The sequence below is a fragment of the Bradyrhizobium manausense genome (assembly GCF_018130615.1).
GTDB classification, from domain to species: Bacteria; Pseudomonadota; Alphaproteobacteria; order Rhizobiales; family Xanthobacteraceae; genus Bradyrhizobium; species Bradyrhizobium manausense_A.
The window spans coordinates 46751-70989 of the sequence record NZ_JAFCKB010000004.1; the positions used below are offsets into that span (position 1 = coordinate 46751).

Below are 24239 nucleotides of genomic sequence, written 5' to 3' on the forward strand. Positions count from 1 at the left end.
TCGCCTCCGGCCGCAAATTCGAAAATCACTCGAGCGGGGCGCCCTGCCCTCAAGGCATCGGGAGGGGCGCCAATGCCCGGCCGCGAAGGCCGGGCATGAAAGGTCGCGTTACTCGGCCGCTTCCGACGTCGGCGCCGGACCCATCTTGGAATTGTGCAGGTCGACGTTGAGGCCGAGCGAGCGCATTTCCTTGACCAGCACGTTGAACGATTCCGGAATACCGGCCTCGAAGGTGTCGTCGCCGCGCACGATCGCCTCGTACACCTTGGTACGGCCGGCGACGTCGTCCGACTTCACGGTCAGCATTTCCTGGAGCGTGTAGGCCGCGCCGTAAGCTTCGAGCGCCCACACCTCCATTTCGCCGAAGCGCTGGCCGCCGAACTGCGCCTTGCCGCCCAGCGGCTGCTGGGTGACGAGCGAGTACGGACCGATCGAACGCGCGTGGATCTTGTCGTCGACGAGATGGTGCAGCTTGAGCATGTAGATGTAGCCCACCGTCACCTTGCGATCGAAGGCATCGCCGGTGCGGCCGTCATAGACGGTCGACTGACCCGAAGCGTCGAGACCCGCGAGCTTCAGCATCTCCTCGATGTCGGTCTCCTTGGCACCATCGAACACCGGCGTCGCGATCGGCACGCCGCGGCTGAGATTGTGGCCGAGTTCGAGCAGCTCGTTGTCGTTGAGCGTCTTGATCGTCTCGTCCTCGCCGTAGACCTTCTTCAAGGTTTCCTTCAGCGGCTTGATGTCCTGCTTCGACAAGTAAGCATCGACCGTCTGGCCGATACGCTTGCCGAGGCCGGCGCAGGCCCAGCCGAGATGGGTCTCGAGGATCTGTCCGACGTTCATGCGCGAAGGCACGCCGAGCGGATTGAGCACGATGTCGGCATGCGTACCGTCCTCGAGGAACGGCATGTCCTCGATCGGCACGATCTTCGACACCACGCCCTTGTTGCCGTGACGGCCGGCCATCTTGTCGCCGGGCTGGATCTTGCGCTTCACCGCGACGAAGACCTTGACCATCTTCATCACGCCGGGCGGCAATTCGTCACCGCGCTGAAGCTTCTCGACCTTGTCGAGGAAGCGCTGCTCGAGCCCCTTCTTCGACTCGTCGTACTGCTTCCGCATGGCCTCGATCTCGGCCATCAGCTTGTCGTTCGGCGAGGCGAACAGCCACCACTGCGACTTCGGATACTCCTCGAGCACCGCACGGGTGATCTTGGTGTCCTTCTTGAAGCCCTTCGGGCCGGCGATGCCCTGCCGCCCCTCGAGGAGCTCGGCAAGACGGTTGTAGACGTTGCGGTCCAGGATCGCCTGCTCGTCGTCGCGGTCCTTGGCCAGACGCTCGATCTCTTCCCGCTCGATCGCCAGCGCACGCTCGTCCTTGTCGACGCCGTGGCGGTTGAACACGCGGACTTCGACGATCGTGCCCTGCACGCCCGGGGGAACGCGCAGCGAGGTGTCGCGAACGTCGGAGGCCTTCTCGCCGAAGATGGCGCGCAGAAGCTTTTCTTCCGGCGTCATCGGGCTTTCGCCCTTCGGCGTGATCTTGCCGACCAGGATGTCGCCGGCGCGCACTTCCGCGCCGATGTAGACGATACCGGCTTCGTCGAGGTTCTTCAGCGCTTCTTCCGAGACGTTCGGAATGTCGCGGGTGATTTCCTCGGGCCCGAGCTTGGTGTCGCGGGCCATCACCTCGAACTCCTCGATGTGGATCGAGGTAAACACGTCTTCCTTCACGATCCGCTCGGAGAGCAGGATCGAGTCTTCGAAGTTGTAGCCGTTCCACGGCATGAACGCGACGAGCACATTCCGGCCGAGCGCGAGCTCGCCGAGATCGGTCGACGGACCGTCTGCGATGATGTCGCCCTTCTTGACGATGTCGCCGACCTTCACCAGCGGACGCTGGTTGATGCAGGTCGACTGGTTGGAGCGCTGGTACTTCATCAGCCGGTAGATATCGACGCCCGACTTGGTCGGATCGAGATCTTCGGTGGCGCGGATAACGACGCGGGTCGCGTCGATCTGGTCGATCACGCCCGAACGGCGCGCCGCGATCGCAGCACCCGAGTCACGCGCAACCACGCCTTCCATGCCGGTGCCGACGAACGGCGCCTCGGCGCGAACCAGCGGCACCGCCTGGCGCTGCATGTTCGAGCCCATCAGCGCGCGGTTGGCGTCGTCGTTCTCGAGGAACGGGATCAGCGCCGCGGCGACCGAAACGAGCTGCTTCGGCGACACGTCCATGTAGTCGACCTTGTCGGGCGTCATCGGCACGACGTCGCGGGTGCCGCTCGCGCGGCAGACCACCAGGTCTTCGGTGAAGCGGCCCTTGGCGTCGACCGGCACGTTGGCCTGCGCGACGGAATAGCGGCCTTCCTCCATCGCCGAGAGGTACACGACCTCGTCGGTGACGCGGCCGTCCTTGACCTTGCGATACGGCGTCTCGACGAAACCGTACTTGTTGACGCGCGCGAAGGTGGCGAGCGAGTTGATCAGACCGATGTTCGGACCTTCCGGCGTCTCGATCGGGCAGATGCGGCCGTAATGCGTCGGATGCACGTCGCGCACTTCGAAGCCGGCACGCTCGCGGGTCAGACCGCCCGGTCCAAGCGCCGAGAGACGACGCTTGTGGGTGATTTCCGACAGCGGATTGGTCTGGTCCATGAACTGCGAGAGCTGCGAGGAGCCGAAGAACTCGCGCACGGCGGCAGCCGCCGGCTTCGCGTTGATCAGGTCCTGCGGCATGACCGTGTCGATGTCGACCGAGGACATGCGCTCCTTAATCGCGCGCTCCATGCGCAGGAGGCCGATGCGGTACTGGTTCTCCATGAGCTCGCCGACCGAGCGCACGCGGCGGTTGCCGAGATGGTCGATGTCGTCGATCTCGCCCTTGCCATCGCGCAGATCCACCAGCGTCTTGATGACGCAAAGGATGTCTTCCTTGCGCAGCGTGCGCTGGGTGTCGGGCGCATCGAGGTCGAGGCGCATGTTCATCTTGACGCGGCCGACCGCGGAGAGGTCGTAACGCTCGGCGTCGAAGAACAGCGACTGGAACATCGCCTGCGCCGAATCCAGCGTCGGCGGCTCGCCCGGGCGCATCACGCGGTAGATGTCGAACAGCGCGTCTTCACGCGTCATGTTCTTGTCGGCCGAGAGCGTGTTGCGGATGTAGGCGCCGACATTGACGTGGTCGATGTCGAGCAGCGGCAGTTCCTTGTAGCCGTGCTCGTTGAGGGCCTTCATCGACTTGTCGGTGATTTCCTCACCGGCTTCGGCATGGATCTCACCCGTCTTCGGGTTGACGAGGTCTTCGGCGAGGTAGTTGCCGACGAGTTCCTCATCCGACAGGCGCAGCGCCTTGAGCCCCTTCTCCTGGAGTTGGCGGGCGGCACGGACGGTGAGCTTCTTGCCGGCCTCGAGCACGACCTTGCCGGTGTCGGCATCGATCAGGTCGTTGATGGTCGAATAGCCGCGGAAACGGTTGGCGTCGAACGGGACGCGCCAGCCTTCCTTGGTCCGCTTGTAGAGAATCTTCTTGTAGAACGTGGACAGGATCGCCTCGCCGTCGAGGCCGAGGGCGAACATCAGCGACGTCACCGGAATCTTGCGGCGACGGTCGATACGCGCATAGACAATGTCCTTGGCGTCGAACTCGATGTCGAGCCAGGAACCGCGATACGGGATCACGCGCGCGGCAAACAGCAGCTTGCCCGACGAATGGGTCTTGCCCTTGTCGTGATCGAAGAACACGCCGGGCGAACGGTGCATCTGCGAGACGATGACGCGCTCGGTGCCGTTCACGATGAAGGTGCCGTTCATCGTCATGAGCGGAATGTCGCCCATGTAGACGTCCTGCTCCTTGATGTCCTTGACCGACTTCGCGCCGGTTTCCTCGTCGATATCGAACACGATGAGGCGCAGCGTCACCTTGAGCGGAGCCGCGAAAGTCATGCCGCGCTGGCGGCACTCGTCGACGTCATACTTCGGCTGCTCGAACTCATAGCGGACGAATTCCAGCATCGAGGTGCCCGAGAAGTCGGAGATCGGGAACACGGAGCGGAACACAGCCTGCAGGCCCTCGTCGAGGCGCCCACCTGCGGGTTCGTCGACCATCAGGAACTGATCATAGGACGCCTTTTGAACCTCGATGAGGTTCGGCATCTCGGCGACTTCCTTGATGTGTCCGAAGAACTTGCGAACGCGTTTGCGACCGGTGAATGTCTGCTGCGCCATCGTGGCCTCTCATTTTCGTCGCCCGCTCTGGGCGAACCGTCCGGAACGCGGCTGCCGCCGCTCCCCGGGTTGAATTTTTCGAACCCGTTTTGGGGACCGGAGACTCAGCTTCAGGCGGGGAATGTCCTGAATCTGTTCTTCAGACCTTCAAAACGCAAAACGACGCGCGGGGCGCTGGTGCGCGCCCGCCCGTCACAACGATCGTCTTCACGGACTGCAAAAGCCCGAAATAGCCTGCTCTCCCAACGGCTTACAGGGAAATCCGGCATCCCTGCCCACCGCGCTTTCGTGCTGCCGAACCGATATGGGGCGACAATAGTGCAGATTCGAGGGGTAAACCCTCAAATCCCCACACTTTTTCGTGTTCGGCCTGCGTCGGGACGTTCCGTCGCACGCCTTTTGCATCTGGCCCACCCTTTTGAGGGATGGACCAAGACCCCAGGCTCGCGCGAGGCTCGCCTGGGATCCGGCCAGTAAGCGTTGCTTACTTGAGCTCGACCTTGGCGCCAGCCTTCTCGAGCTGCACCTTGATCTTGTCGGCCTCTTCCTTGTTCACGCCTTCCTTGACAGGCTTCGGCGCGCCCTCGACGAGGTCCTTTGCTTCCTTCAGGCCCAGGCCGGTGATGGCGCGGACTTCCTTGATGACCTCGATCTTCTTGTCGCCAGCCGAGGCGAGAACGACCGTGAACTCGGTCTTCTCTTCCGCCGGGGCAGCAGCGCCACCGCCAGCAGCCGGGCCGGCCACGGCAACAGCCGCGGCAGCCGAAACGCCCCACTTCTCTTCGAGGAGCTTCGCGAGTTCGGCAGCCTCGAGCACGGTGAGGCTCGAGAGGTCGTCAACGATCTTCTGCAAGTCAGCCATTGTTCAGTTTCCTTGAGTGTAAGTCTGGTTCGGGTTTGAGTTTTGCGAAGGGCGTCAGGCCGCTTCGCCCTTTGAGGCATGAGCCTGGATGACGCGCGCGAGCTTGCCCGCGGGCGCGTTGGCGAGCTGAGCGAGCTTGGTCGCCGGGGCCACAAGCAGGCCGACGATCTTGCCGCGCAGTTCATCAAGCGACGGCAGCGAGGCAAGCGCCTTCACGCCGTCGACATTCAGGACGGTCTTCCCCATCGAGCCGCCGACGATGACGAACTTTTCGTTCGCCTTGGCGAATTCGATGGCGACCTTTGGCGCCGCTACCGGATCGTTCGAAGTGGCGATCACGGTCGGTCCCTTCAGCATGGGGCCGATGGCAACGACGTCAGTGCCTTCAAGAGCAATTTTGGCGAGACGGTTCTTCGAGACCTTTACCGAGGCACCCGCCTGCTTCATCTGCTGGCGCAGCTTCTGCATCTGGGCGACGGTAAGGCCGGAATATTGAGCAACGACCGCGACGCTCGTGGTCTTGAAGACCCCGTTGAGCTGTTCGACCGCTTCCTTTTTTGCCGCTCGTTCCACAGCAAGCTCTTTCCGGTTGGCGGTCATCGCGAAAAGCGGGACCGCCGGGTTGCACCCATCGTCCCACCCAAACCTGAACCTCAGGGCCAAAACCCATCGGACACGCCGGGCAAGACGACAATTCAAAGCCTGCCCTCCGGGAACCCGTTGGGGCCCACGGCGTGTCGAGGTCCGAACCAGACCCGTTCCGCAACCACCCCTTAAGGTGGAAGGCGAAGTGAAATCCGGTCTTCACCCGTCTATGCAGGCCATGCGATTAAGCCTTTGGGAAATCGAAGCTTCCCGCGGGCGCCTGCAGTCTTGGACAGGACAAGGCCAGCCGGCGAACCGCCTGACCTCTGCCCGCACCCCAGCCGACCGATGGATTTTCCTTCCTTTTCGGGCAAATCCTTGCGGACGTCCTGAGAAGGAATGATCTCCTGCGTGTCGGGTTTTCGGAATGCGTGCACGGACGCGCCAGCCAAGGCCGGCACGTCCGGAGTCGGTTCTTTAACCGCTCTCTGCCGGCTTGCCAAGAGCAAAATTCACACCAGTTCCAATCCGTTGCCATCAGGGCTTGAGGTGGCCCGACAAGGGCCGATTCAGGCCAATTTGACCCCGTAAGGCAGCGACCTTCCCGCGAAAAACGCGGTCAGGTTGGCCAGCACGCAGCTCTGCATGGCAACGTGCGATTCGAGGGTGTGGCCGCCGAGATGGGGGGCGAAGACCACGTTCGGCAGCCCCGTCAGCGCGTCGGGAGCATGCGGTTCCTTCTCGTAGACATCCAGGCCAGCGCCGGCGATGGTTTTGTCGATGAGCGCTGCGACCAGGGCTTTCTCGTCGACCACCGAGCCGCGCGCGATGTTGACGACATAACCGTCCGCGCCAAGGCGCTTGAGGATGTCGGCGTTGACTACATGCTGGGTCTCGGCCCCTGCCCGGACCGCGATCATCAGCACGCTGCACCAGTCGGCGAGTGCCTCGAGGGTCGGGAAATACTGATAGGGCAGATCGTATTTGCTGCGGCTGAAATAGCCGACCTCGCTCTCGAAAGCGGCGCAGCGCGCCGCGATCTTGCGGCCGATCTCGCCCATGCCGTAAACGCCGATGCGGCGGCCGGGCATGCCGGCCTGCGGGCGCATCATCGGCGATTGCTTTGACGCCGCCCAATCGCCGCTGCGGACATATTGGTCGGCGACCAGGATCCGCCGTGTCGCCGCCAGCATCAGGGTCATCGCGATATCGGCGACCGAGGCCGCGTTGGCGCCGGGGCTATGGCCGACCGCGATGTTGCGGGCCGCGGCCGCCTTCAGGTCGACGCCGTCATAGCCGGTGCCATAGCAGACGATTGCCCCGAGCTTCGGAAACAGGTCCATCGCCTCCGCACCGAGTGGCGAGCTGCCGGCCGTCAGCATGGCGCGGATATCGCCGAGCTCGTCCGCCGAAAACACCTCGCGCGCGGGCTTGCCACCGGTGTCGAGCAGTTCGAACCGCTCGGCGAAGCGCGCCATCATCGTCTTGGGAAAGCGCGAATAGATCAGGACCTTGTCAGCCATTGTTCGTGTTTCCGGTGAGTGCCGCCCACAAACGACGAGGGGCGGAACCGGTTGCCCGATTCCGCCCCTCACCTCATGCAATTTCCAGACTTAGCCGAGAATGGTGCCCGGCTCGACCTTCACGCCCGGGCCCATCGTCGAGGACACCGCAACGCGCTGGATGTAGGTGCCCTTGGAGCCGGCCGGCTTCGCCTTCGAGACAGCATCGGCGAGAGCCTTGATGTTCTCGACCAGCTTCTCCTCGGAGAATGAGGCCTTGCCGACGCCGGCCTGCAGGATGCCGGCCTTCTCGACGCGGAACTCGACCGAGCCGCCCTTGGCACCCTTCACCGCACCGGTGACGTCCATGGTCACGGTGCCGATCTTCGGGTTCGGCATCAAGCCGCGCGGACCGAGCACCTTACCGAGACGGCCGACCAGCGGCATCATGTCGGGGGTGGCGATGCAGCGGTCGAAATCGATCGCGCCGTTCTGCACCTTCTCGACCAGGTCTTCGGCGCCGACGACGTCGGCACCTGCGGCCTTGGCTTCGTCAGCCTTGGCGCCACGGGCGAACACGCCGACGCGCAGCGTACGGCCGGTACCGTTCGGCAGGGTCACGACGCCGCGGACCATCTGGTCGGCGTGACGCGGGTCGACGCCGAGATTGATCGCGACCTCGATGGTCTCGTCGAACTTCGCTTTCGCGCGTTCCTTGACCATCTTGATGGCGTCCGCGAGCGGGTAAAGCTTTTCGCGGTCAACACCTTCGCGGGCTTTGTTCAAACGCTTTCCGATTGCCATGACCGCTTACCCCGCTACTTCCAGACCCATCGAGCGGGCGGAGCCCTCGACCATCTTCATGGCCGATTCGATGGTGTCGCAATTGAGATCCTTCATCTTCTTCTCGGCGATCTCGCGCACTTGCGCCTTGGTCACCTTGCCGGCCTTGTCACGGCCCGGCGCCTTCGAGCCGGACTGGATCTTGGCAGCCTGCTTGAGGAAGAAGGACATCGGCGGGGTCTTCATCTCGAAGGTGAAGGAACGGTCCGCATAGATGGTGATGATCACCGGGATCGGGGTGTTCTTCTCTTCCTTCTGGGTCTGGGCGTTGAACGCCTTGCAGAACTCCATGATGTTGAGACCGCGCTGACCGAGCGCGGGACCGATCGGGGGCGAGGGATTCGCCGCACCGGCCGGGACCTGAAGCTTCAGGTATCCGGTCACTTTCTTTGCCATGTATCACTCCTGTTGTGCCGGCTAAGGCCGGCGGTTTCAGGTTCGTGGTCTGGGTCGGATGCGGCTGGCAACCGCCCTCTCCCTCCCACGGCCTCTCTTTGCCGGAAGCCTCATCGGCCTCCCGCGTGACCCGGTCAGACCTTTTCGACCTGACCGAATTCCAGCTCGACCGGCGTTGCGCGGCCGAAGATCGACACCGCGACCTTCACGCGCGAGCGCGCTTCGTCGATTTCCTCGACCACACCCGAGAACGAGGCGAACGGGCCGTCGGCCACGCGCACGTTCTCGCCGATCTCGAACGACACCGACGCCTTCGGCCGTTCCACGCCCTCCTGCACCTGGTGCAGGATGCGCATGGCCTCGTTCTCCGAGATCGGCATCGGCTTGTTCTCGGCGCCGAGGAAGCCCGTGACCTTCGGCGTGTTCTTGATCAGATGAAACGCCTCGTCGGTCAGCTTCATCTTCACCAGCACGTAGCCCGGGAAGAACTTGCGCTCGGCGTCGATCTTGCGGCCGCGGCGCACCTCCGTGACCTTCTCGGTCGGAACCAGCACCAGCTCGAACAGCTCCTCGAGCCCACGCTGCTTGGCCTGCTCGCGGATCGATTCGGCGACCTTCTTCTCGAAGTTCGAATAGGCGTGGACGATGTACCAGCGCTTGTCGGACAGTTGAGCCGTTGCTGTAGCCATCAGTGAATGCCCAAAAGGAAGGTGATGAGGTAGCGGATGATCTGGTCGGCGGCGAAGAAGAAGATCGAGGCCACGGCGACCATCACGAACACCATGATGGTGGTGATCGTGGTCTCACGACGGGTCGGCCAGGTGACCTTGGCGGTCTCCGAGCGCACTTCCTGCAAGAACTTGAACGGGCTGACTGCCATCGTTTGAGGTCCAACGTCCGTCGCCAGACGCCATTTAAAGATTTCAGGGATCCGAACAGCCGCCTGTGGCCCAGCCCTCTGTCTCGAAGGATGAGCCGGAAAACCGGGCTCTGATGTTCGGGGGATTTCAAAGCCGCGCCGGAAATCCGCGTCTAACGGGCCGGCTGCGAGTGCCGGGTATCTACTGCGGATGGGGCCAAAGGTCAAGGTGCGGGCAACCGGCCCCTGAACCGCCCGGCTCCGCGGTACCCCCGCGAGAGCCGATCCGGATCAAGGGCTTATCCGCCCCGGATGAAGCACCAGACGAGCGTCGAACCCGCCGCTCGAATCCGGGTGCCTCACCGGCGCCAGCCGCCAAGGCCGGCGCGGTGCTGGGTGCGACCAAAGCCTACAGGCGCGTTTGACGACTACTGGATCGGAGCTATGAGATTCCCGACGATATGGCAGGTGCCGCCTGTGACGGAGAAATTGTCGAACGCCGCGAATTGTATGAAGGGAAATCTCCCCTGTCCCACGAGGAAGCGGACCGGATGGTTCGTTGAGAAAACAATGTTGAGGGAATTGTATACGTAGGGAAGGGGCAAATACAAAGGAAGTCGACGCTGTAACCCAAAGCCACCAGCCGTAGTCGAAACCTGCAGCAATAATTGCACAAGCTGTTTGTCGGAGTTGCCGTAACAGGCGACATTGGTGATCTCGAGTAGCTTATCGGGCGGCGTCTGAGAGAACGAAGCCCGGCAGCCTGTATTGACGTCGCAACTGACAAACGTCGTCTCGTCGTAATAATTTCCGTAGATCGTCGCAGCGGCATTCGCCTTGGTTCCGAGCACCATGGCAAGAGCGAATAGCCAAATACCAAGCTTCATTTGAACCTCCGAAATCATTCGTTGTTGAAAAGGAACGGAAGGGTTACGTCGATATCTTCATGCCCGCCGCGAGCTAAGGCCGCGCTTCAGGGGTCTACAATCGGCGAATTTGCAGGATCCGTTTCATGATCACCCCCTAGCGACCCCCGCGATTGTTGAAGGCCTCTGTTTCGGGATCATGTCGCCCGCGCGCAGGAATGGTTTCGTGGCCCCTCCGCTCGCGGCGACCACCGCAACGTCTCGCGCAGGGCGCAACGAGGATTGCTGCACCAACAATGCTGGTATCAAATCAATGGGATAAAGCGACGCTGGCAGGAGTGGCAGGGCTCGAACCTGCGACCCCCGGTTTTGGAGACCGGTGCTCTACCAATTGAGCTACACTCCTACGGACCCGCGTCGCCACGAGTCAGGGCGCTTTCAAGCACAGGGGACGGCCCGATTGCAAGGACGGATTGCAGGGGTGAAGCGCGCTGGCCTCGCTTGTTCGTACTGCTGCTTCTGGGCCACTCTCCGTTCCCGATAATCAAGAACAACCGGGAGTGCCCATGACTGCCGCAGCCGCCCAAGCCGCAACCGCGTCGAAAACCCCGCCCCTCCCCGAGGCCAAGCCGGAAACGCTGGGCTTGTCGCGCCCCCGCCTGCAGGCGATGTCGGATGCGTTCAAGCGCGAGATCGACAAGGGAACCGTCCCCGGCGTCACCGTGCTGATCGCCCGGCGCGGCCAGGTCGGCTGGTTCGAGGCGCTCGGCAGGCAGAGCCCCGCGGGCGCGACGCCGATGGCACTTGATTCGATCTTCCGGCTCTTCTCGATGACCAAGCCGATCGTCTCGGTCGGCACCATGGCGCTGGTCGAGGACGGCCACCTCCTTCTCGGCGATCCCGTCGCCAAGTTCATCCCCGAGTTCGCCGACCAGAAAGTCGGTCTCGTCAGTGGCGGCAAGCTCGAGCTGGTTCCCCCGAAGCGGCCGATGACGGTGCAGGACCTGCTCCGCCACACGTCCGGTTTGACGTATGAGCACCAGGGCAGCGGCCCCGTGCACAAGATCTATCAGGACTCTCGCGTCCGCAGCCGCAAGATCACCAACGCCGAGCACGCCGCGCTGGTCGCGAGCTTCCCTCTGGTCTGCCATCCCGGCGACGAATTCAACTACAGCCGCTCCACCGACATTCTCGGCCGCATCATCGAGGTCATCAGCGGCACGTCGCTCGGCGAGTTCCTCGCCGAGCGCATCCTCGCGCCGCTGCAGATGACCGAGACCGGCTTCTCGACCTCCGAGGCCAATGCCAGCAGGCTCGCCCAGCCGTTCGAAGTCGATCCCTGGACCGGCGACAAGGTCGCGCTGTTCAACATGCTCGAGCAGCCGGTGATGGAGTCCGGCGGCGGCGGTCTGGTCTCGACCACGATGGACTATGCCCGCTTCGCGCTGATGCTGCGCAACGGCGGCACGCTCGACGGCAACAGGATCATCGGCCGCAAGACACTGGAGCTGATGGCGTCCGATCACCTCGGGCCGCACGTTATGACCAACGGCACGCTGCTATCGCCCGGCCACGGCTTCGGTCTCGGCTTCGCCGTGCGCCGCGACGCCGGTATCGCGCCCTTCCCCGGCAGCGTCGGCACCTATTTCTGGAGCGGCATCGCCGGCACGTTCTTCTGGATCGATCCGAAGGAGGATCTGGTCGCGGTGTTCATGAGCCAGGGCCCGGGACAACGCGATTTTACGCGGACGCTGGTAAGGGATCTGGTCTACGCGGCGGTGGATTGAGGCGAAGGTCATTCCGGGGCGGTCCGTAGGACCGAACCCGGAATCTCGAGATCCCGGGTTCGCGCTAAGCGCGCCCCGGGATGACGCTCTATCGCCTCAACTAATCGTCGCGCCGCCGTCGATCACCATGGTCTGGCCGGTCATGAAGTCGCCGGCCTTCGAACCCAGGAACACGGCTGCGCCTGCGATCTCGTCGGGGATGCCGATGCGCAAGAGCGGCGAGCGCGCGGTCGAGGCTTTCAGGTTCTCCGGATTGTCCCACAGCGCTTTCGCAAAATCGGTCTTGATCAGGCCGGGCGCGATGCAGTTCACGCGGATGTTGTGCTTGCCATATTCGCAGGCGAGGTTGCGCGCGAGCTGCATGTCGGCGGCTTTCGAAATTGCGTAAGCGCCGAGGATGGTCGACCCCTTCAGGCCACCGATCGAGGAGACGATGATGACCGAGCCATCCTTTCGCTCGATCATCTGCGGCACCACCATCGAGATCAGCCAGTTGTTGGCGACGATATTGTTGTCCAGAATCTTCCTGAACTGATCGTCGGAGATGCCGGCGAGCGGACCGTAATACGGGTTCGACGCGGCGTTGCAGACCAGCACATCGATCTTGCCGAAGGCCCGGTTGCTCTCGTCGACGAGATCTTGCAGATTCTCCTTCGACGAGATGTTGGCCGCGATCGCGACCGCAGTGCTGTGCCCGAACTTGTCGTTGATGCCCTTCGCCACCTCTTCGCACACGTCGGCCTTGCGCGAGGAGATCACGACCTTGGCGCCGTGCTCGGCCATGCGCTCCGCGATCGCGAGCCCGATGCCGCGCGTCGAGCCGGTGATAACGGCAACTTTGCCCTTCATGTCGAACAAGGTCATGTTTCTCTCCCGATTGATCTTCGTATTCAATGTCGTTACGTGGCGATGCGAAGCATCGTCCGGTCCTACGGACCGTCCTGGAATGACAGCTCGCTCAAGCGAGCTTCTTGACTTCCGGCCCCGCCGGCTGATGCATCGCCGCGTGCGCATCATCGGCGATCCACGGCTGCTGATTGACCATCGGCAGGCGCCAGACCTTGCGCTCAGACGCTTCGAAATAATCGAGCCGCGTAACCGAGCAATTGTCGATGTCGAAGGACAGGCCCCGCTCCGGCTGGCCGTCGAGCGCGAGACCGAGCGCAGCCTTGATCGTGCCGCCATGCGCGACAGCGATCACGTCCTGCCCTGCGGCTTCGACATTGATCCGCTCGATGGTTCGGCGAGTGCGATTGTAGAGATCCATAAAACTTTCACCGCCGGGCGCTGGCACGTTGATGTCGGCGAACCAGCTTGAGCCCGGTGGGCGGCCGGCGAGGAACGCGGCGCGGCTCGTGCCTTGCCACTCGCCGAGATGCTGTTCGGCGAGATCCGCTTCCCATTTCATCGTAGCGGGTCTTGGAAATCCCGCCTCCCAGATCGCCTCGGCCGTCTGATGCGTGCGCATCAGATTGCTCGAATACCAGACCGCCTTGCGCGGCAGCACCTTGGCAACAGCGTTGAACACGTAGGTGTCGCTGGTGTCGCAGGCGAGATCGCTCTGCCCGTAGATATTGCCGCCGTCGTTGCGCACCGGCGCATGACGAACCCACCACCAGCGCGTCGTGGTCACATTCGGCTTGTCTGCGGTTGCCATTGAAGCCCTTCCATCCCGTGTGATGTCGCTGTACGTGAGTAGCGAACGTGTCTCAAGACACTTTGCCGTTTGAAATTCTGTTTGAAATTCCGTCGCGCGGCAAGCGCCGCGCGCGTACCAAAGGGAGAAACGCATGGGCCGCCTGCAAGGCAAATCCGCCATCATCACCGGCGCAGGCAGCGGCATCGGCCGCGCGGCTGCCTTGCTCTTCACCAGGGAAGGCGCCAAGCTGATCGCCGTCGATCGCACCGAAGCGGTGAAGGAGACCGTAGACGAGGTCAAGAAGGCCGGTGGTGTTGCGGAGGCGATGATCGCCGACGCGGGCTCCGAGACGGACGTTGCCGCCGTCATCGACAAGGCGGTGAAGACGCACGGCCGGCTCGATGTGATCTGGGCCAACGCCGGCGTCTCCGGCGGGCTCGTTCCGCTCGGCGAGCAGACTGTGGAACAATGGCAGGAAGTGCTGCGCGTCAATCTGATCGGACCGTTCCTCGCGGTGAAGCATGCGATGCCGCACATGGTGAAGCAGCAGTCCGGCGCGATCGTGCTGACCGCGTCCGTCGCTGGCCTCAAGGCCGGCGCGAGCGGACATCCCTATGCCGCGAGCAAGGCCGGCGTGATCTCCCTGGTGCAGACCACGGCCTACTCGCTCACCGGCACCGGCGTGCGCATCAACGCGGTCTGCCCCGGCCTGATCGAGACCGGCATGACCAAGCCGATCTTCGACCGCGCCAAGGAGCGCGGCACCCAAGACAAGATCGGCCAGCTCAATCCGCTGAAGCGCCCCGGCCAGCCGCACGAGCTCGCCGCGATGGGTTTGTTCCTGGCAAGCGATGAGGCGTCGTATGTGAATGGGCAGGCGTTCCCGGTGGACGGCGGCCTCACGGCGTCGATGCCGTATACGGGAAAGCCGGTTTGACGCTTCTCTCGTGTCCCGGACGCGACGCAGCGCGTAGCGGTGCGGCGCGGAGCCGGGACCCAGGAGGCCGCACGGCATATTGATAGATGGGCCCCGGCTCTGCAGCGCACCGTCGAAGAGACGCTGCGCTGCGTCCGGGGCACGAGACCTTTGCTCAACGATAGACACACCTTCGCGTCCTCGCGGCTCATTTCGCCCGAGCGTTGCCTGGTCGCTTCGCCCCCAACTGAAAGAGGGCGCAGGGAAGGCCGGGTGCCCGGCCGGCACCCGCGGTCCACTGTGCTTGGGTTGCGCTACAAGAGGCTGCACAGCGGCATACAGGTGAAGCCGAAACATCCGGCCTTCCCTGCGCAGTGGGGTGACGGCTTATGTCGTGATCTCCCCGGGGAGCGATGCACTATTGCCCCCGTCGCCTTGCAGATGGCTGATACGAGGGCCCGGTTGGGCCATACGCATCACCACAAGACTTGACGCACAGACTCCGGGCGCCAGGACCACACGATTTTGCCGTACGCAGTCACACCGGTCGTGTGCGCGATGGTTTCGCTCACGGTCGCCCGCCCTGCAAAACCGTTCGCGCCGACGTGACCACGTCCACCGCCGCCCGGCCCGCGTCGTGACGATCGCGATACGCCCCTCTTCCATGGGCCGGGTTGCGCGACACATACGCCGTTTCCGAATTTCGGTAAAACGGAATATTTTTAGGTGTGCGGATTGACGAAGATGTTGGGTATTTTGCCCGTCAGGCAACACAAGCTCTCGTAGCAGGAGTTCATTTGCCCAACAGACCGTCACATTGGTATGGTTCATGCAAGCAACCTCAGCCTCTGCAATCTCCGACAAGAAGTGACAATGCCCAATCCGATCTTTCCGAGTTCCCGCGCCGATCGCATCCGCCATCTCCTCGCCGATCTCGTCGGCTTCGACACCATCAGCGATCGCACCAATCTGCCTCTGATCGCGCATATCGAGAGCTACCTCGCCTTCCTCGGCGTCAAGGGTGAGCGCGTCGTCGATGAGACCGGGCAGAAGGCCTCGCTCTGGGTCACGATCGGACCGGAAGATCGGCCGGGTCTCGTGCTGTCGGGCCATACCGATGTCGTGCCGGTCGCCGGTCAGGACTGGAGCCATGATCCGTTCAAGCTGGTCGAACGCGACGGCAAGCTCTACGGCCGCGGCACCACCGACATGAAGGGGTTCGTCGCGGTGTGCCTCGCCATGGTGCCGGAAATGCTCGAGGCGAAGCTGACGACGCCGATTCATCTGGCGATCTCCTATGACGAGGAGATCGGCTGCGTCGGCGTGCGGCCGATGCTCGCCGAGGTCGCGAAGAAAAAGGTCAGGCCGCTCGGCGCTTTCATCGGCGAGCCGACCGAGATGAAGGTCATCATCGGCCACAAGGGCAAGCACGGCGTGCGCGCGACGTTCCGCGGCCTCGCCCGTCACTCCTCGATCGCGCCCGATGGCGTCAACGCCATCGAATATGCCGCCGAGATGATCACCGAGATCCGCCGCCGCGCGGTGAAGCTCGCAGGCGAGGCCGAGCGCAACAGTCTCTACGACGTGCCGCACACGACGCTGCTGACCAGCATCGTGCATGGCGGCGCGGCGCTGAACATCGTGCCGGACACCTGCACCGTGGATTTCGAATGCCGCGGCATCGGCATCACCGAGTCCAAGGAGGTGACCGATGCGATCGTCGCCTGGGCCAAGGCCGAGCTCGAGCCGGCGATGAAAGCGAAGAGCCCCGAATGCGGCATCGATTTCGAGGAGATCCTCGATTATCCCGCCCTCGACACCGCGGCTGACGCGACGATCGTCACGCTGGCAAAGCAGCTCGCGGGGCGCAACGGCCACGCCAAGGTCGCCTTCGGCACCGAAGCGAGCCTGTTCGCCAGCATGGCCGATATCCCCGCGGTCGTGATCGGCCCTGGCTCGATCGCGCAGGCGCACACGCCGGATGAGTTCGTCGCGGTGGCGGAGTTGGAGAAATGCGCGGGGTTTGTGGCGAAACTGATCTCGCATTGCGCGAAAAATTGAAATCGCAGGGCGGACTGCGCTGCGCCAATCCGCCCTACAAATCCGAGCTGCGGGAGCGCGCTGTGCCTTAGCGCTCCTGCAACGCCAGCCGGACGCCTACTGCGCAATAAATGGTGCCAACCACCTTGCCCTGCCATTTCACCACGGCCGGATGACGGCGCAGGAGATTGCCGAGACGGCCGGCGCCGACGGCGAAGACAACGGTGCTGAGCAGGCCGAGCAGAACGAAGACGATGCCGAGGATGGCAAGCTGCACTGTGATCGAACCGTGCTCCGGCCTCACGAATTGCGGCAGGAAGGCGAGGAAGAACAGCGCGGTCTTCGGATTGAGCACTTCAGTCAGCACAGCCTGCCGGAAGGCGCGGCGCGCGCTGATGGCCGGCGCACCGCCGTTCAGCGCGATCGGCGCCTTGTCGATCATGGCGCGAACGCCGAGATAGATCAGGAAGCCGGCGCCAACATATTTGACGATGCTGAACAGCAGCGCCGACGTCGCGATGATCGCCGACAGGCCGACAATCGCCATGCTGGTGTGGATCACGTCACCTGCAGCGATGCCAGCGCCGGTGGCGATGCCGACCCTCGTTCCCGAGCTTGCCGCTCGCGCCATGGTGAGCAACGTTGCCGGGCCAGGAACGAAGACGAAGCCGAGAACGATCAGGACATAGGTGATAAGGGTAGCGTAACCGATCATGCGCGCGGCTCCGAGGCGAATTCGTGCGACAGGCTGCGCGACGGCGAATAGTCCACCGGCACCAGCAGGCGATCCTCGATCTGGCCGACCATCAGGCCGTGCTCCGCGTGGGTCACACGCTTGATCTCGCTCCACTCGGCGTCAGCCATGAAAGCCGTCCACGCCGATGTCTTGGTCGCCTCGTCTGGCCACTCCAGCAAATAGGCGAACTCTGTCCGATCGCCGAATTTCGTTTCCCACATCGCCACGATCTGGAAGCCGTATCTGGTTCGCATGATGCGGGCCGCGTGATCGCGGAAGCGGACGTGGAATGCGGCCTTGTTCTTCTCGAAAATCTCGTAAATGCGCAGTTGCTGGACCATGATTGTTCTCCGTGCAAAGGAGATATGGTCAAGCTCGGTGGCTGAACAAGCTGCCGGCGCTGTCCTGGTCTGCGAGAAGCGAAGCAACGAAAAAGCGCGGTTGTCAGCCGCGCCCTTGTCTCGTCTACACCGCGCCCGCCTTCTGCGCGTAGTCCCATGACGCCTTCGACAGCGGCACGGTGCGCTTGGCGGATTCCAGCGCCTTGGCGTTGGCGGCGGTGCCGTCGCGGACGCGGCCGGCGATTCCCTGCGTGATGCCGGCGAGACGGAACAGATTGTAGGAAAAATACCAGTTGAGATCAGGCACCGTCATCTTGGTGACGTTGCAATAGATCTGCGCGGCTTCCTCCACGCTCGGGATGTTGAGAGCCTTGAGGTCGGCGCCTTCGAGGCCCGGCATGATCCACTGCATCAGGAGATAGGTGAAGTCGGCCATGGGATCGCCGAGCGTCGACAGCTCCCAATCCAGCACGGCCTGCACGCGCGGTTCCGTCGCATGGAAAATCATGTTGTCGAGGCGGTAGTCGCCGTGGACGATCGAGACGCGCGCCTGCTCCGGCACCGTCTTGGGCAGCCATTCGGCGACCTTCTCGAACTCCGGAATGTGCTGGGTCTCGGACGCCCGATACTGCTTGGTCCAGCGGTCGATCTGCCGCGCGAAATAATTGCCGGGCTTGCCGAAATCACCAAGGCCGATCGCGATGGGATCGTACATGTGGAGTTTCGCCAGCGTCTCGATCTTGCTGGTGAAGATCTTGCGCCGCGCGTCGTTGTCCTGGCTCGGCAGCGTCGGATCCCAGAATACGCGGCCCTCCTCCATCGACATGATGTAGAAGGCGGCGCCGATGATGCCGTCGTCCTGGCATAGCGCATAGGCGTGCGCGACCGGAAAACCCTGCTTTCCAAGCGCTGCAATGACGCGATATTCGCGATCGACCGCATGCGCCGAGGGCAGCAATTTGCCGAACGGTTTTCTGCGCATCACGTAGGAGCGCTTCGGCGTGTTGAGCCGGTAGGTCGGGTTGGACTGGCCGCCCTTGAACTGCAGCACGACCAGCGGACCCTCGAAGCCTTCGACGTTGTCGCGCATCCACGCTTCGAGCCGCAGCTCGTCGAAGCGATGACGCTCCTCGACCGGCTTGGTGCCCGAGAACTCTTCGTCTTTCCTGACGCCGTCAGCCACGATGACGCTCCCTCTTTTTTCTTTGTCCGTCATTCCGGGGCGCGCAAAGCGCGAACCCGGAATCTCGAGATTCCGGGTTCGATGCTTGCGCATCGCCCCGGAATGACGATGAGGAGAGCACGCTCGCGCTCTCCGCCGTCATCAATGCTTGGGAGAATTGGCATACTTCCGAACTTCGAGCCTTGCAATGGCGCGATTGTGCACCTCGTCCGGACCGTCGGCGAGACGCAGCGTGCGGATGTGAGCGTAGTCCTTGGCAAGGCCGGCGTCGTCCGAAACGCCCGCGCCGCCAAACGCCTGGATCGCTTCGTCGATGATCTTCAGCGCCATGTTGGGGGCTGCGACCTTGATCATGGCGATCTCGGCCTGCGCGATCTTGTTGCCGACCTTGTCCATCATGTCGGCGGCCTTGAGGCAGAGCAGCCGCGTCATCTCGATGTTGGTGCGGGCTTCACCGATGCGCTGCTCCCACACCGAATGTTCGACGATCCTCTTGCCGAAGGCGGTGCGCGAGGAGAGCCGCTTCACCATCTTCTCCAGTGCCTCCTCGGCCTTGCCGATGGTGCGCATGCAGTGGTGAATACGGCCCGGTCCGAGGCGTCCCTGCGCGATCTCGAAGCCGCGGCCTTCGCCGAGCAGGATGTTCTCCTTCGGCACGCGCACGTTCTCGAGCAGTACCTGGGCGTGGCCGTGCGGCGCGTCGTCGAAGCCGAACACGGGGAGCATCTTCTCGACCTTGATGCCGGGCGTGTCGAGCGGAACCAGGATCTGCGACTGCTGCTGGTGCTTGGCGGCATTGAAATCGGTCTTGCCCATCAGGATCGCGATCTTGCAGCGGGGATCGCCGACGCCGGACGACCACCATTTGCGGCCGTTGATGACGTAGTGGTCGCCGTCCTTCTCGATGCGGGTCTCGATGTTAGTAGCGTCGGACGAGGCCACCGCCGGTTCCGTCATCAGGAAGGCGGAGCGGATCTCCCCGTCCATCAACGGACGCAGCCATTTGCGCTTCTGCTCCTTGGAGCCGTAGCGGATGAACACTTCCATGTTGCCGGTGTCGGGCGCGGAACAATTGAAGACTTCGGACGCCCAGGTGATGCGGCCCATCTCTTCCGACAGCAGCGCGTATTCGAGGTTGCTCAATCCCGCGCCGCGGAATTCGTCATCCTCATGCTCGCTCGGCGGCATGAACATGTTCCAGAGGCCCTCGGCCTTCGCCTTCTTCTTGAGGTCCTCGAGGATCGGGATCACCTTCCAGCGCTCGCCGCTGTGATCCTGCTCGTTATAGATCGGCACCGCCGGACGCACATGCTTGGCCATGAAGGACTGCACGCGGTCGAGCCATTCCTTCTGCCTGGGCGACATATCGAAATCCATGGGACGCTCCTCGTCTCTCTCTCTTTGCGATCTCGTTTTGCGCCGGACTGTCCTCCCACATTGCGCGGCCCGCAAGCGCGAATGCGTGCGCCTTGCGAGCCCTCGACATCGCCTCGCGCGTTGCGAACGAGTTGCGATTGCGGATTGACTTTCTCCGGCCTTCAAACGATAGTTTCATACAAGTGTTTGAATTGCAACTCCCTCCCCTGAGGGCATCCATGGCCAGCGATCATACGAGGTCTGCCATTCTCGCCGCCGCCGAACGGCTCTACGCCGATCGCGGCTTCGGCGACGTCACGCTCCGCGACATCGTCGCGGAGGCCAACGTCAATTTGGCCGCGGTGAATTATCATTTCGGCTCGAAGGACGAGCTGATCGCGGAATTATTTGTCTCGCGCTCGATCGCGACCAACCGCGAGCGTTTGCGCGAATTGAAAGCGGCCGAAGAGCAAGGCGGCGGCCGCGCGCCGATCGAGGTGATCTTGCGTGCACTTGTGGGCCCGACGCTGCGCGGCTGCCTGGGGCCGGAAAACCAGCGCTCCACCGCGGCGCGCTTTATGATCCGGGCCTCCATCGAATCCGTGCCGCCGATCCGCCGCATCAAGAACCGCGAGATCGACCATCTGCGAAAATTCGCAGGCGCGATGCGAAGGGCCCTGCCCGATCGCAGCGACGTCGATATCTACTGGGGCTTGAACTTCGCGCTCGCGATGGCGCACCACACCATCCGCGAAAGCGAACGCCTGACGAAGTTGTCGGAAGGCCAATGCGATCTCGACGACGTCGAGGACGTGGTCGCGCGTGTCGTCAGCGTCGCGACGATGGCACTGAGGGCGGGCAAGGCCGAGGCCAGGGCCCCGGCCCGCGCGCTCGCACGCGACGCGCGCTGAACGTCAAACCATCGCGGTGCAGGCGAACCCGATGGCGGGCCGGTCCATTCGGGGATGCAGACGAAGATGCGCGCCGGCGGCTGGAGGAGCAGCCGGCATGCTTCGCCAAAGCTCGAAGTGTGGTTGCGGGGCTAGCCCCGCTGCGGCATCTCCTCGGCCTCTTCCTTGGCCAGTAGCAGCAGCATCTCGATGCCCATGTCGCCTTCCTGCGGCGAGCGGATGAACTTGATCTCCTCGGCACTTTGCCGCAGCGCGGCAATGATGGCGACCGCCTGGTTGGCCGTTGCCGCCTCTGTCGCCAGAATTGCCTTCTGGTCCTTCGCCTGGAACCCGATCGTGTAGGACATCCATTTCCCTCCCGAACTCAGTGGAGAGATCGAATCAGAGTCGGGCGCGAAGCGAAAGCCTGTGCGACTACGGACCGTGTTTATCTGGGGATTGTGCGCAAGCCCCACACAAGGCCGCATCATCGTCATGCTTCCGTCACCAGTCGATGCGCAGTGAACCGGCTCTGTTCGGGCTTCGTTGTGTCAGCCCCGCCTGCGAGGAGAGGGCGAAGACAGGGCTAGACGATCCCCTGCTTCTTCAGCTCCTCGATCTTCCCCGCATCAAAGCCGAGCTTGCCGCCAAGAATCTCCTGCGTGTGCTCGCCGAGCAGCGGCGGTGCGCGGTAGGTCTTGACCGGGGTCTCCGAGAAGGTCAGCGCGTTCCGGATCAGCGACAGATTGGGTTCGAAGGGATGGTCAACCTTCACCCGCATACCGCGCGACTGAACGTGCGGATCGGAAAACACCTGCTCGAAATTGTTGATCGGACCGGAGGGCACGCCCGCCTCCTCCAGCTTCTCCAGCCAATAGGCCACCGGCTGCTTCAGGAACAGGCCGGCAAAGATCGCCATGATCTCCTTGCCGTGCACGACGCGGTCGTTGTTCTTGACGAAGCGCGGGTCACTGGCGAGTTCCGGCTGGCCGAGCACGGCGCAGGTGCGCTGGAACTGGCCGTCATTGCCGACCACCAGCATCAGTTCGCCATCGGTGCAGCGGAACACGCCGGCCGGCATGCCGCCATTGCCCCAGGTGCCGCGGCGCGGCGGCGTCTTGCCGTTGACGAGGTAGATCTGCAGCCAGTGCGACAGCGAGGCGATGACGGTGTCGAACAGGCAGACGTCGATGTGCTGGCCCTCCCCGCCATTGACGTCGCGATGATAGAGCGCCGACAGAAGCCCGATCGAGGTGTTCATGCCGGTCATGTAGTCGACGATGGACGGGCCGACCTTCATCGGTCCTTCGCCGGGCTCGCCGTCGATATGGCCGGTGACGCTCATCAGGCCGCCCATCGCCTGCAGGATGGCGTCATAGCCGGCCCGCGGCGCGTAGGGACCGGTCTGGCCGAAGCCGGTCACCGAGCAATAGATGATCCTGGGGTTGATCGCCTTGATGGTCTCGTAGTCGAGGCCGTAGCGCTTGAGATCGCCGACCTTGTAGTTCTCCATGAAGACGTCGGCGTCTTTCGCCAACTCGCGAATGATCGCCTGCCCTTCGGGCTTGGCAATGTTGACGGTGACCGACTTCTTGTTGCGGTTGGCGCAAAGATAGAACGAATTGTTGTTGTTCGCCTTGCCCTCCGGATCGGTCAGATAAGGCGGGCCGAAGGCGCGCGCATCGTCTCCGGTGCCGGGCCGCTCGATCTTGATCACCTCGGCGCCGAGATCGCCCAGCATCTGGGCCGACAACGGCCCGGCGAGCACACGCGTGAGGTCAAGGATCTTGATGCCTGAGAGCGGCAGGGCCGACATGTCGATTTCCTCCAGGGAACTGGGTCTTAGAGCTGATTTTGGCGCAGCGGCGAGATCGCGGGCCGCGCTCCCTGCGGATACACCATATTGGCGGCCCGAGCACTGCGCTCTGGGCAATACGGCCATCTCTCACCAGCCGCCGGCGTCCAATTTCCGCATCGCGAATAACCGCTCAGGCCGCACGGGCGACCACAACGCCCGGACGACGCCGTCCGAGCAGGATCAGGATCAGCACCGTCGCGCAGGAAAACACCAGCGTCAGCCCAAGTGCGCCGCGGCTGCCGAACTGGGTGAGCAGGCCGGCCAGCAGCGGAGGCGAGATCGCAGAGGCCAGATTGAGCGGCAATGCGATCATCGACATCGCCTTGGCGAATTCGGCCTGATCGTAGAAGACGAGCGGGATCGTCGCCCGCGCGACGGCCATCGCGCCGCTGCCGGCGCCGTAGAGCAGGATGAAGACCGCAACCGCCCAGGTCGCGCCCTCGCTCAGCATCAGCAGCACCATGGCGACGGGAAGCGCCGTGCCTGCGACGAGCCCGGTCGTGATCCCGTCCCATCGGCCGCCACCGAGGAAGTCGAGACCGCGGGCGCTGACCTGGATCACGCCCAGCATCGAGCCGAAGGCAAGGGCCTGCGCGGGCGCGAGGCCCTCCGCTCGCAACAGCTCGATCAAAATGGCGCCAATGCCGAAATTGACGAAGGCGTTCATCGTTATCACGCAGACGACGAGACCGAAGGTGCTCTTTGGAATCGCAGGCGGCGGCGCAGCCTTGACGGCTCCGCCACGATCGTCAGTCGCAGTTTTCCGGCGCGGCGCAACAAACGCATAGAGCGGAAGGTTGATGGCGAGCATCATCGCCGCATAGACGAGACAGGTCCCGCGCCAGCCGAGCCAATCACTGAGGAACGACGTGGTCGGCCAGAAGATGCTGCTGGAGAGTCCGGTCACGAGCATCAACCCGCCGATGGCATTCTTGGCGCCCCGTCCGGCCACCTCGTTGAGCATGATATACGCGCCGGTCGACAGCGTGGCGCTGCCGCCGATGCCGAGAATGACCCAGCCGGCAAAATAGAGCATCGGCTCGCGCGCGAAACACAGAACGACGTAGCCCGGCGCGGAAACCACAGTGCCGACCATCATCACTCTGCGCGCGCCGTGCCGCGCAAAGGCCTTGGCGAGCCAGGGGGCGCACAGACCCATGGTGACATAGAGCACCGAACTGCCGGCGAACACCGCCGGCAAGCTCAGGCCAAGGTCGGCCCCGAGGTCGCGGCCGACCACGGCCGGAAGGCCGATCGTACCCCATCCAATGAGTTGGGTGATTGCAAGCACCAGCAGGACCCCGATGAGCCTGCTGTCAGATTTCAAGAACCGCATTCCAGTCGTCG

At 63.3% G+C, this 24239-nt stretch carries 22 protein-coding genes and 1 tRNA gene; 4 read left to right on the forward strand and 19 right to left on the reverse strand.

Annotated features, from left to right (window positions below):
• Positions 1-108: 108 nt before the first annotated feature.
• The 10 genes from rpoB to JQ587_RS09110 form a co-directional block, all read right to left on the reverse strand.
• On the reverse strand, positions 109-4233 hold the full coding sequence (rpoB, locus tag JQ587_RS09065) for a DNA-directed RNA polymerase subunit beta (RefSeq protein WP_128951215.1): 4125 nt from the start codon (positions 4231-4233) through the stop codon (positions 109-111).
• A gap of 484 nt (positions 4234-4717) precedes the next feature.
• Positions 4718-5095 (reverse strand): 50S ribosomal protein L7/L12, encoded by a 378-nt coding sequence (gene rplL, locus JQ587_RS09070; RefSeq protein WP_212301607.1) that lies wholly within the window; start codon positions 5093-5095, stop codon positions 4718-4720.
• Positions 5096-5149: 54 nt separating this feature from the next.
• Positions 5150-5668 (reverse strand): 50S ribosomal protein L10, encoded by a 519-nt coding sequence (gene rplJ, locus JQ587_RS09075; RefSeq protein WP_092192758.1) that lies wholly within the window; start codon positions 5666-5668, stop codon positions 5150-5152.
• A 581-nt stretch (positions 5669-6249) separates the two neighbouring features.
• Entirely contained in the window at positions 6250-7203 is a 954-nt protein-coding gene (locus tag JQ587_RS09080; protein WP_212425068.1) for a 2-hydroxyacid dehydrogenase, read from the reverse strand.
• Between the two features lie 90 nt (positions 7204-7293).
• Positions 7294-7986 carry a 50S ribosomal protein L1 gene (gene rplA, locus JQ587_RS09085; RefSeq protein ID WP_063682741.1) on the reverse strand — a complete coding sequence of 231 codons (693 nt, stop codon included), beginning with the start codon at positions 7984-7986 and terminating at the stop codon, positions 7294-7296.
• 6 nt (positions 7987-7992) lie between these two features.
• Positions 7993-8421, reverse strand: coding sequence for a 50S ribosomal protein L11 (gene rplK, locus JQ587_RS09090; RefSeq protein ID WP_027554142.1), 429 nt, complete (start codon positions 8419-8421; stop codon positions 7993-7995).
• Between the two features lie 134 nt (positions 8422-8555).
• The gene (gene nusG, locus JQ587_RS09095; protein WP_092228471.1) at positions 8556-9110 is read right to left on the reverse strand and encodes a transcription termination/antitermination protein NusG; all 555 of its coding nucleotides are present in this window, start codon (positions 9108-9110) and stop codon (positions 8556-8558) included.
• A complete protein-coding gene (gene secE, locus JQ587_RS09100) occupies positions 9110-9301 on the reverse strand; it encodes a preprotein translocase subunit SecE (RefSeq protein ID WP_007611620.1) in 192 nt (63 codons plus the stop codon). Before secE ends, nusG begins: the two co-directional genes overlap by 1 nt.
• Positions 9302-9708: 407 nt before the next feature.
• The gene (locus tag JQ587_RS09105) at positions 9709-10167 is read right to left on the reverse strand and encodes a hypothetical protein (protein WP_212425069.1); all 459 of its coding nucleotides are present in this window, start codon (positions 10165-10167) and stop codon (positions 9709-9711) included.
• 309 nt (positions 10168-10476) lie between these two features.
• Positions 10477-10552 (reverse strand) — tRNA-Trp (locus JQ587_RS09110).
• Positions 10553-10712: 160 nt separating this feature from the next.
• Here JQ587_RS09110 and JQ587_RS09115 point away from each other — a divergent pair.
• Complete coding sequence (locus JQ587_RS09115; protein ID WP_212425070.1) at positions 10713-11933, forward strand: serine hydrolase domain-containing protein; 1221 nt, start codon at positions 10713-10715, stop codon at positions 11931-11933.
• Positions 11934-12029: 96 nt separating this feature from the next.
• On the opposite strand, the gene JQ587_RS09120 is transcribed toward JQ587_RS09115, so the two are convergent.
• Positions 12030-12797, reverse strand: a complete 768-nt coding sequence (locus JQ587_RS09120) for an SDR family NAD(P)-dependent oxidoreductase (RefSeq protein ID WP_212301611.1) — start codon at positions 12795-12797, stop codon at positions 12030-12032.
• 94 nt (positions 12798-12891) lie between these two features.
• Positions 12892-13590 carry a histidine phosphatase family protein gene (locus tag JQ587_RS09125; protein WP_212425071.1) on the reverse strand — a complete coding sequence of 233 codons (699 nt, stop codon included), beginning with the start codon at positions 13588-13590 and terminating at the stop codon, positions 12892-12894.
• Between the two features lie 133 nt (positions 13591-13723).
• On the opposite strand from JQ587_RS09125, the gene JQ587_RS09130 reads away from it, so the two are divergent.
• Both JQ587_RS09130 and argE read left to right on the forward strand, forming a co-directional pair.
• Positions 13724-14509 (forward strand): SDR family NAD(P)-dependent oxidoreductase, encoded by a 786-nt coding sequence (locus JQ587_RS09130; RefSeq protein WP_212425072.1) that lies wholly within the window; start codon positions 13724-13726, stop codon positions 14507-14509.
• An 852-nt stretch (positions 14510-15361) separates the two neighbouring features.
• Complete coding sequence (gene argE, locus JQ587_RS09135; protein WP_212425073.1) at positions 15362-16549, forward strand: acetylornithine deacetylase; 1188 nt, start codon at positions 15362-15364, stop codon at positions 16547-16549.
• A 67-nt stretch (positions 16550-16616) separates the two neighbouring features.
• On the opposite strand, the gene JQ587_RS09140 is transcribed toward argE, so the two are convergent.
• The 4 genes from JQ587_RS09140 to JQ587_RS09155 form a co-directional block, all read right to left on the reverse strand.
• Positions 16617-17243 carry a LysE family translocator gene (locus JQ587_RS09140; protein WP_212425074.1) on the reverse strand — a complete coding sequence of 209 codons (627 nt, stop codon included), beginning with the start codon at positions 17241-17243 and terminating at the stop codon, positions 16617-16619.
• Positions 17240-17605, reverse strand: a complete 366-nt coding sequence (locus tag JQ587_RS09145) for an NIPSNAP family protein (RefSeq protein ID WP_212425075.1) — start codon at positions 17603-17605, stop codon at positions 17240-17242. Before JQ587_RS09145 ends, JQ587_RS09140 begins: the two co-directional genes overlap by 4 nt.
• Before the next feature lie 124 nt (positions 17606-17729).
• Positions 17730-18788 (reverse strand): phosphotransferase family protein, encoded by a 1059-nt coding sequence (locus JQ587_RS09150; RefSeq protein WP_212425076.1) that lies wholly within the window; start codon positions 18786-18788, stop codon positions 17730-17732.
• Positions 18789-18929: 141 nt separating this feature from the next.
• Positions 18930-20165 (reverse strand): acyl-CoA dehydrogenase family protein, encoded by a 1236-nt coding sequence (locus JQ587_RS09155; protein WP_212425077.1) that lies wholly within the window; start codon positions 20163-20165, stop codon positions 18930-18932.
• A gap of 218 nt (positions 20166-20383) precedes the next feature.
• Here JQ587_RS09155 and JQ587_RS09160 point away from each other — a divergent pair, with 218 nt between their 5' ends.
• The gene (locus tag JQ587_RS09160; protein WP_212301619.1) at positions 20384-21055 is read left to right on the forward strand and encodes a TetR/AcrR family transcriptional regulator; all 672 of its coding nucleotides are present in this window, start codon (positions 20384-20386) and stop codon (positions 21053-21055) included.
• 131 nt (positions 21056-21186) lie between these two features.
• Here the strand turns inward: JQ587_RS09160 and JQ587_RS09165 are convergent, their stop codons facing one another.
• The 3 genes from JQ587_RS09165 to JQ587_RS09175 all read right to left on the reverse strand — a co-directional run bounded on the left by JQ587_RS09165 (position 21187) and on the right by JQ587_RS09175 (position 24228).
• On the reverse strand, positions 21187-21402 hold the full coding sequence (locus JQ587_RS09165; protein WP_128966853.1) for a hypothetical protein: 216 nt from the start codon (positions 21400-21402) through the stop codon (positions 21187-21189).
• Between the two features lie 218 nt (positions 21403-21620).
• Positions 21621-22850: a CaiB/BaiF CoA transferase family protein gene (locus tag JQ587_RS09170; protein WP_212425078.1), complete on the reverse strand. Its 1230-nt coding sequence runs from the start codon at positions 22848-22850 to the stop codon at positions 21621-21623.
• Between the two features lie 172 nt (positions 22851-23022).
• Entirely contained in the window at positions 23023-24228 is a 1206-nt protein-coding gene (locus JQ587_RS09175; protein WP_212425079.1) for an MFS transporter, read from the reverse strand.
• Positions 24229-24239: the final 11 nt, after the last annotated feature.

Excerpts from the sequence above, each read along its gene's own strand:
- rplK (WP_027554142.1), bottom strand. The coding sequence starts at position 8,421 with ATGGCAAAGAAAGTGACCGGATACCTGAAGCTTCAGGTCCCGGCCGGT.
- JQ587_RS09105 (WP_212425069.1), bottom strand. The coding sequence starts at position 10,167 with ATGAAGCTTGGTATTTGGCTATTCGCTCTTGCCATGGTGCTCGGAACC.
- JQ587_RS09080 (WP_212425068.1), bottom strand. The coding sequence starts at position 7,203 with ATGGCTGACAAGGTCCTGATCTATTCGCGCTTTCCCAAGACGATGATG.
- JQ587_RS09125 (WP_212425071.1), bottom strand. The coding sequence starts at position 13,590 with ATGGCAACCGCAGACAAGCCGAATGTGACCACGACGCGCTGGTGGTGG.
- rplL (WP_212301607.1), bottom strand. The coding sequence starts at position 5,095 with ATGGCTGACTTGCAGAAGATCGTTGACGACCTCTCGAGCCTCACCGTG.
- JQ587_RS09165 (WP_128966853.1), bottom strand. The coding sequence starts at position 21,402 with ATGTCCTACACGATCGGGTTCCAGGCGAAGGACCAGAAGGCAATTCTG.
- JQ587_RS09145 (WP_212425075.1), bottom strand. The coding sequence starts at position 17,605 with ATGGTCCAGCAACTGCGCATTTACGAGATTTTCGAGAAGAACAAGGCC.
- JQ587_RS09155 (WP_212425077.1), bottom strand. The coding sequence starts at position 20,165 with ATGGATTTCGATATGTCGCCCAGGCAGAAGGAATGGCTCGACCGCGTG.
- JQ587_RS09120 (WP_212301611.1), bottom strand. The coding sequence starts at position 12,797 with ATGACCTTGTTCGACATGAAGGGCAAAGTTGCCGTTATCACCGGCTCG.
- nusG (WP_092228471.1), bottom strand. The coding sequence starts at position 9,110 with ATGGCTACAGCAACGGCTCAACTGTCCGACAAGCGCTGGTACATCGTC.
- rpoB (WP_128951215.1), bottom strand. The coding sequence starts at position 4,233 with ATGGCGCAGCAGACATTCACCGGTCGCAAACGCGTTCGCAAGTTCTTC.
- rplA (WP_063682741.1), bottom strand. The coding sequence starts at position 7,986 with ATGGCAATCGGAAAGCGTTTGAACAAAGCCCGCGAAGGTGTTGACCGC.
- JQ587_RS09170 (WP_212425078.1), bottom strand. The coding sequence starts at position 22,850 with ATGTCGGCCCTGCCGCTCTCAGGCATCAAGATCCTTGACCTCACGCGT.
- secE (WP_007611620.1), bottom strand. The coding sequence starts at position 9,301 with ATGGCAGTCAGCCCGTTCAAGTTCTTGCAGGAAGTGCGCTCGGAGACC.
- JQ587_RS09130 (WP_212425072.1), top strand. The coding sequence starts at position 13,724 with ATGGGCCGCCTGCAAGGCAAATCCGCCATCATCACCGGCGCAGGCAGC.
- JQ587_RS09140 (WP_212425074.1), bottom strand. The coding sequence starts at position 17,243 with ATGATCGGTTACGCTACCCTTATCACCTATGTCCTGATCGTTCTCGGC.
- JQ587_RS09160 (WP_212301619.1), top strand. The coding sequence starts at position 20,384 with ATGGCCAGCGATCATACGAGGTCTGCCATTCTCGCCGCCGCCGAACGG.
- JQ587_RS09115 (WP_212425070.1), top strand. The coding sequence starts at position 10,713 with ATGACTGCCGCAGCCGCCCAAGCCGCAACCGCGTCGAAAACCCCGCCC.
- argE (WP_212425073.1), top strand. The coding sequence starts at position 15,362 with ATGCCCAATCCGATCTTTCCGAGTTCCCGCGCCGATCGCATCCGCCAT.
- JQ587_RS09175 (WP_212425079.1), bottom strand. The coding sequence starts at position 24,228 with ATGCGGTTCTTGAAATCTGACAGCAGGCTCATCGGGGTCCTGCTGGTG.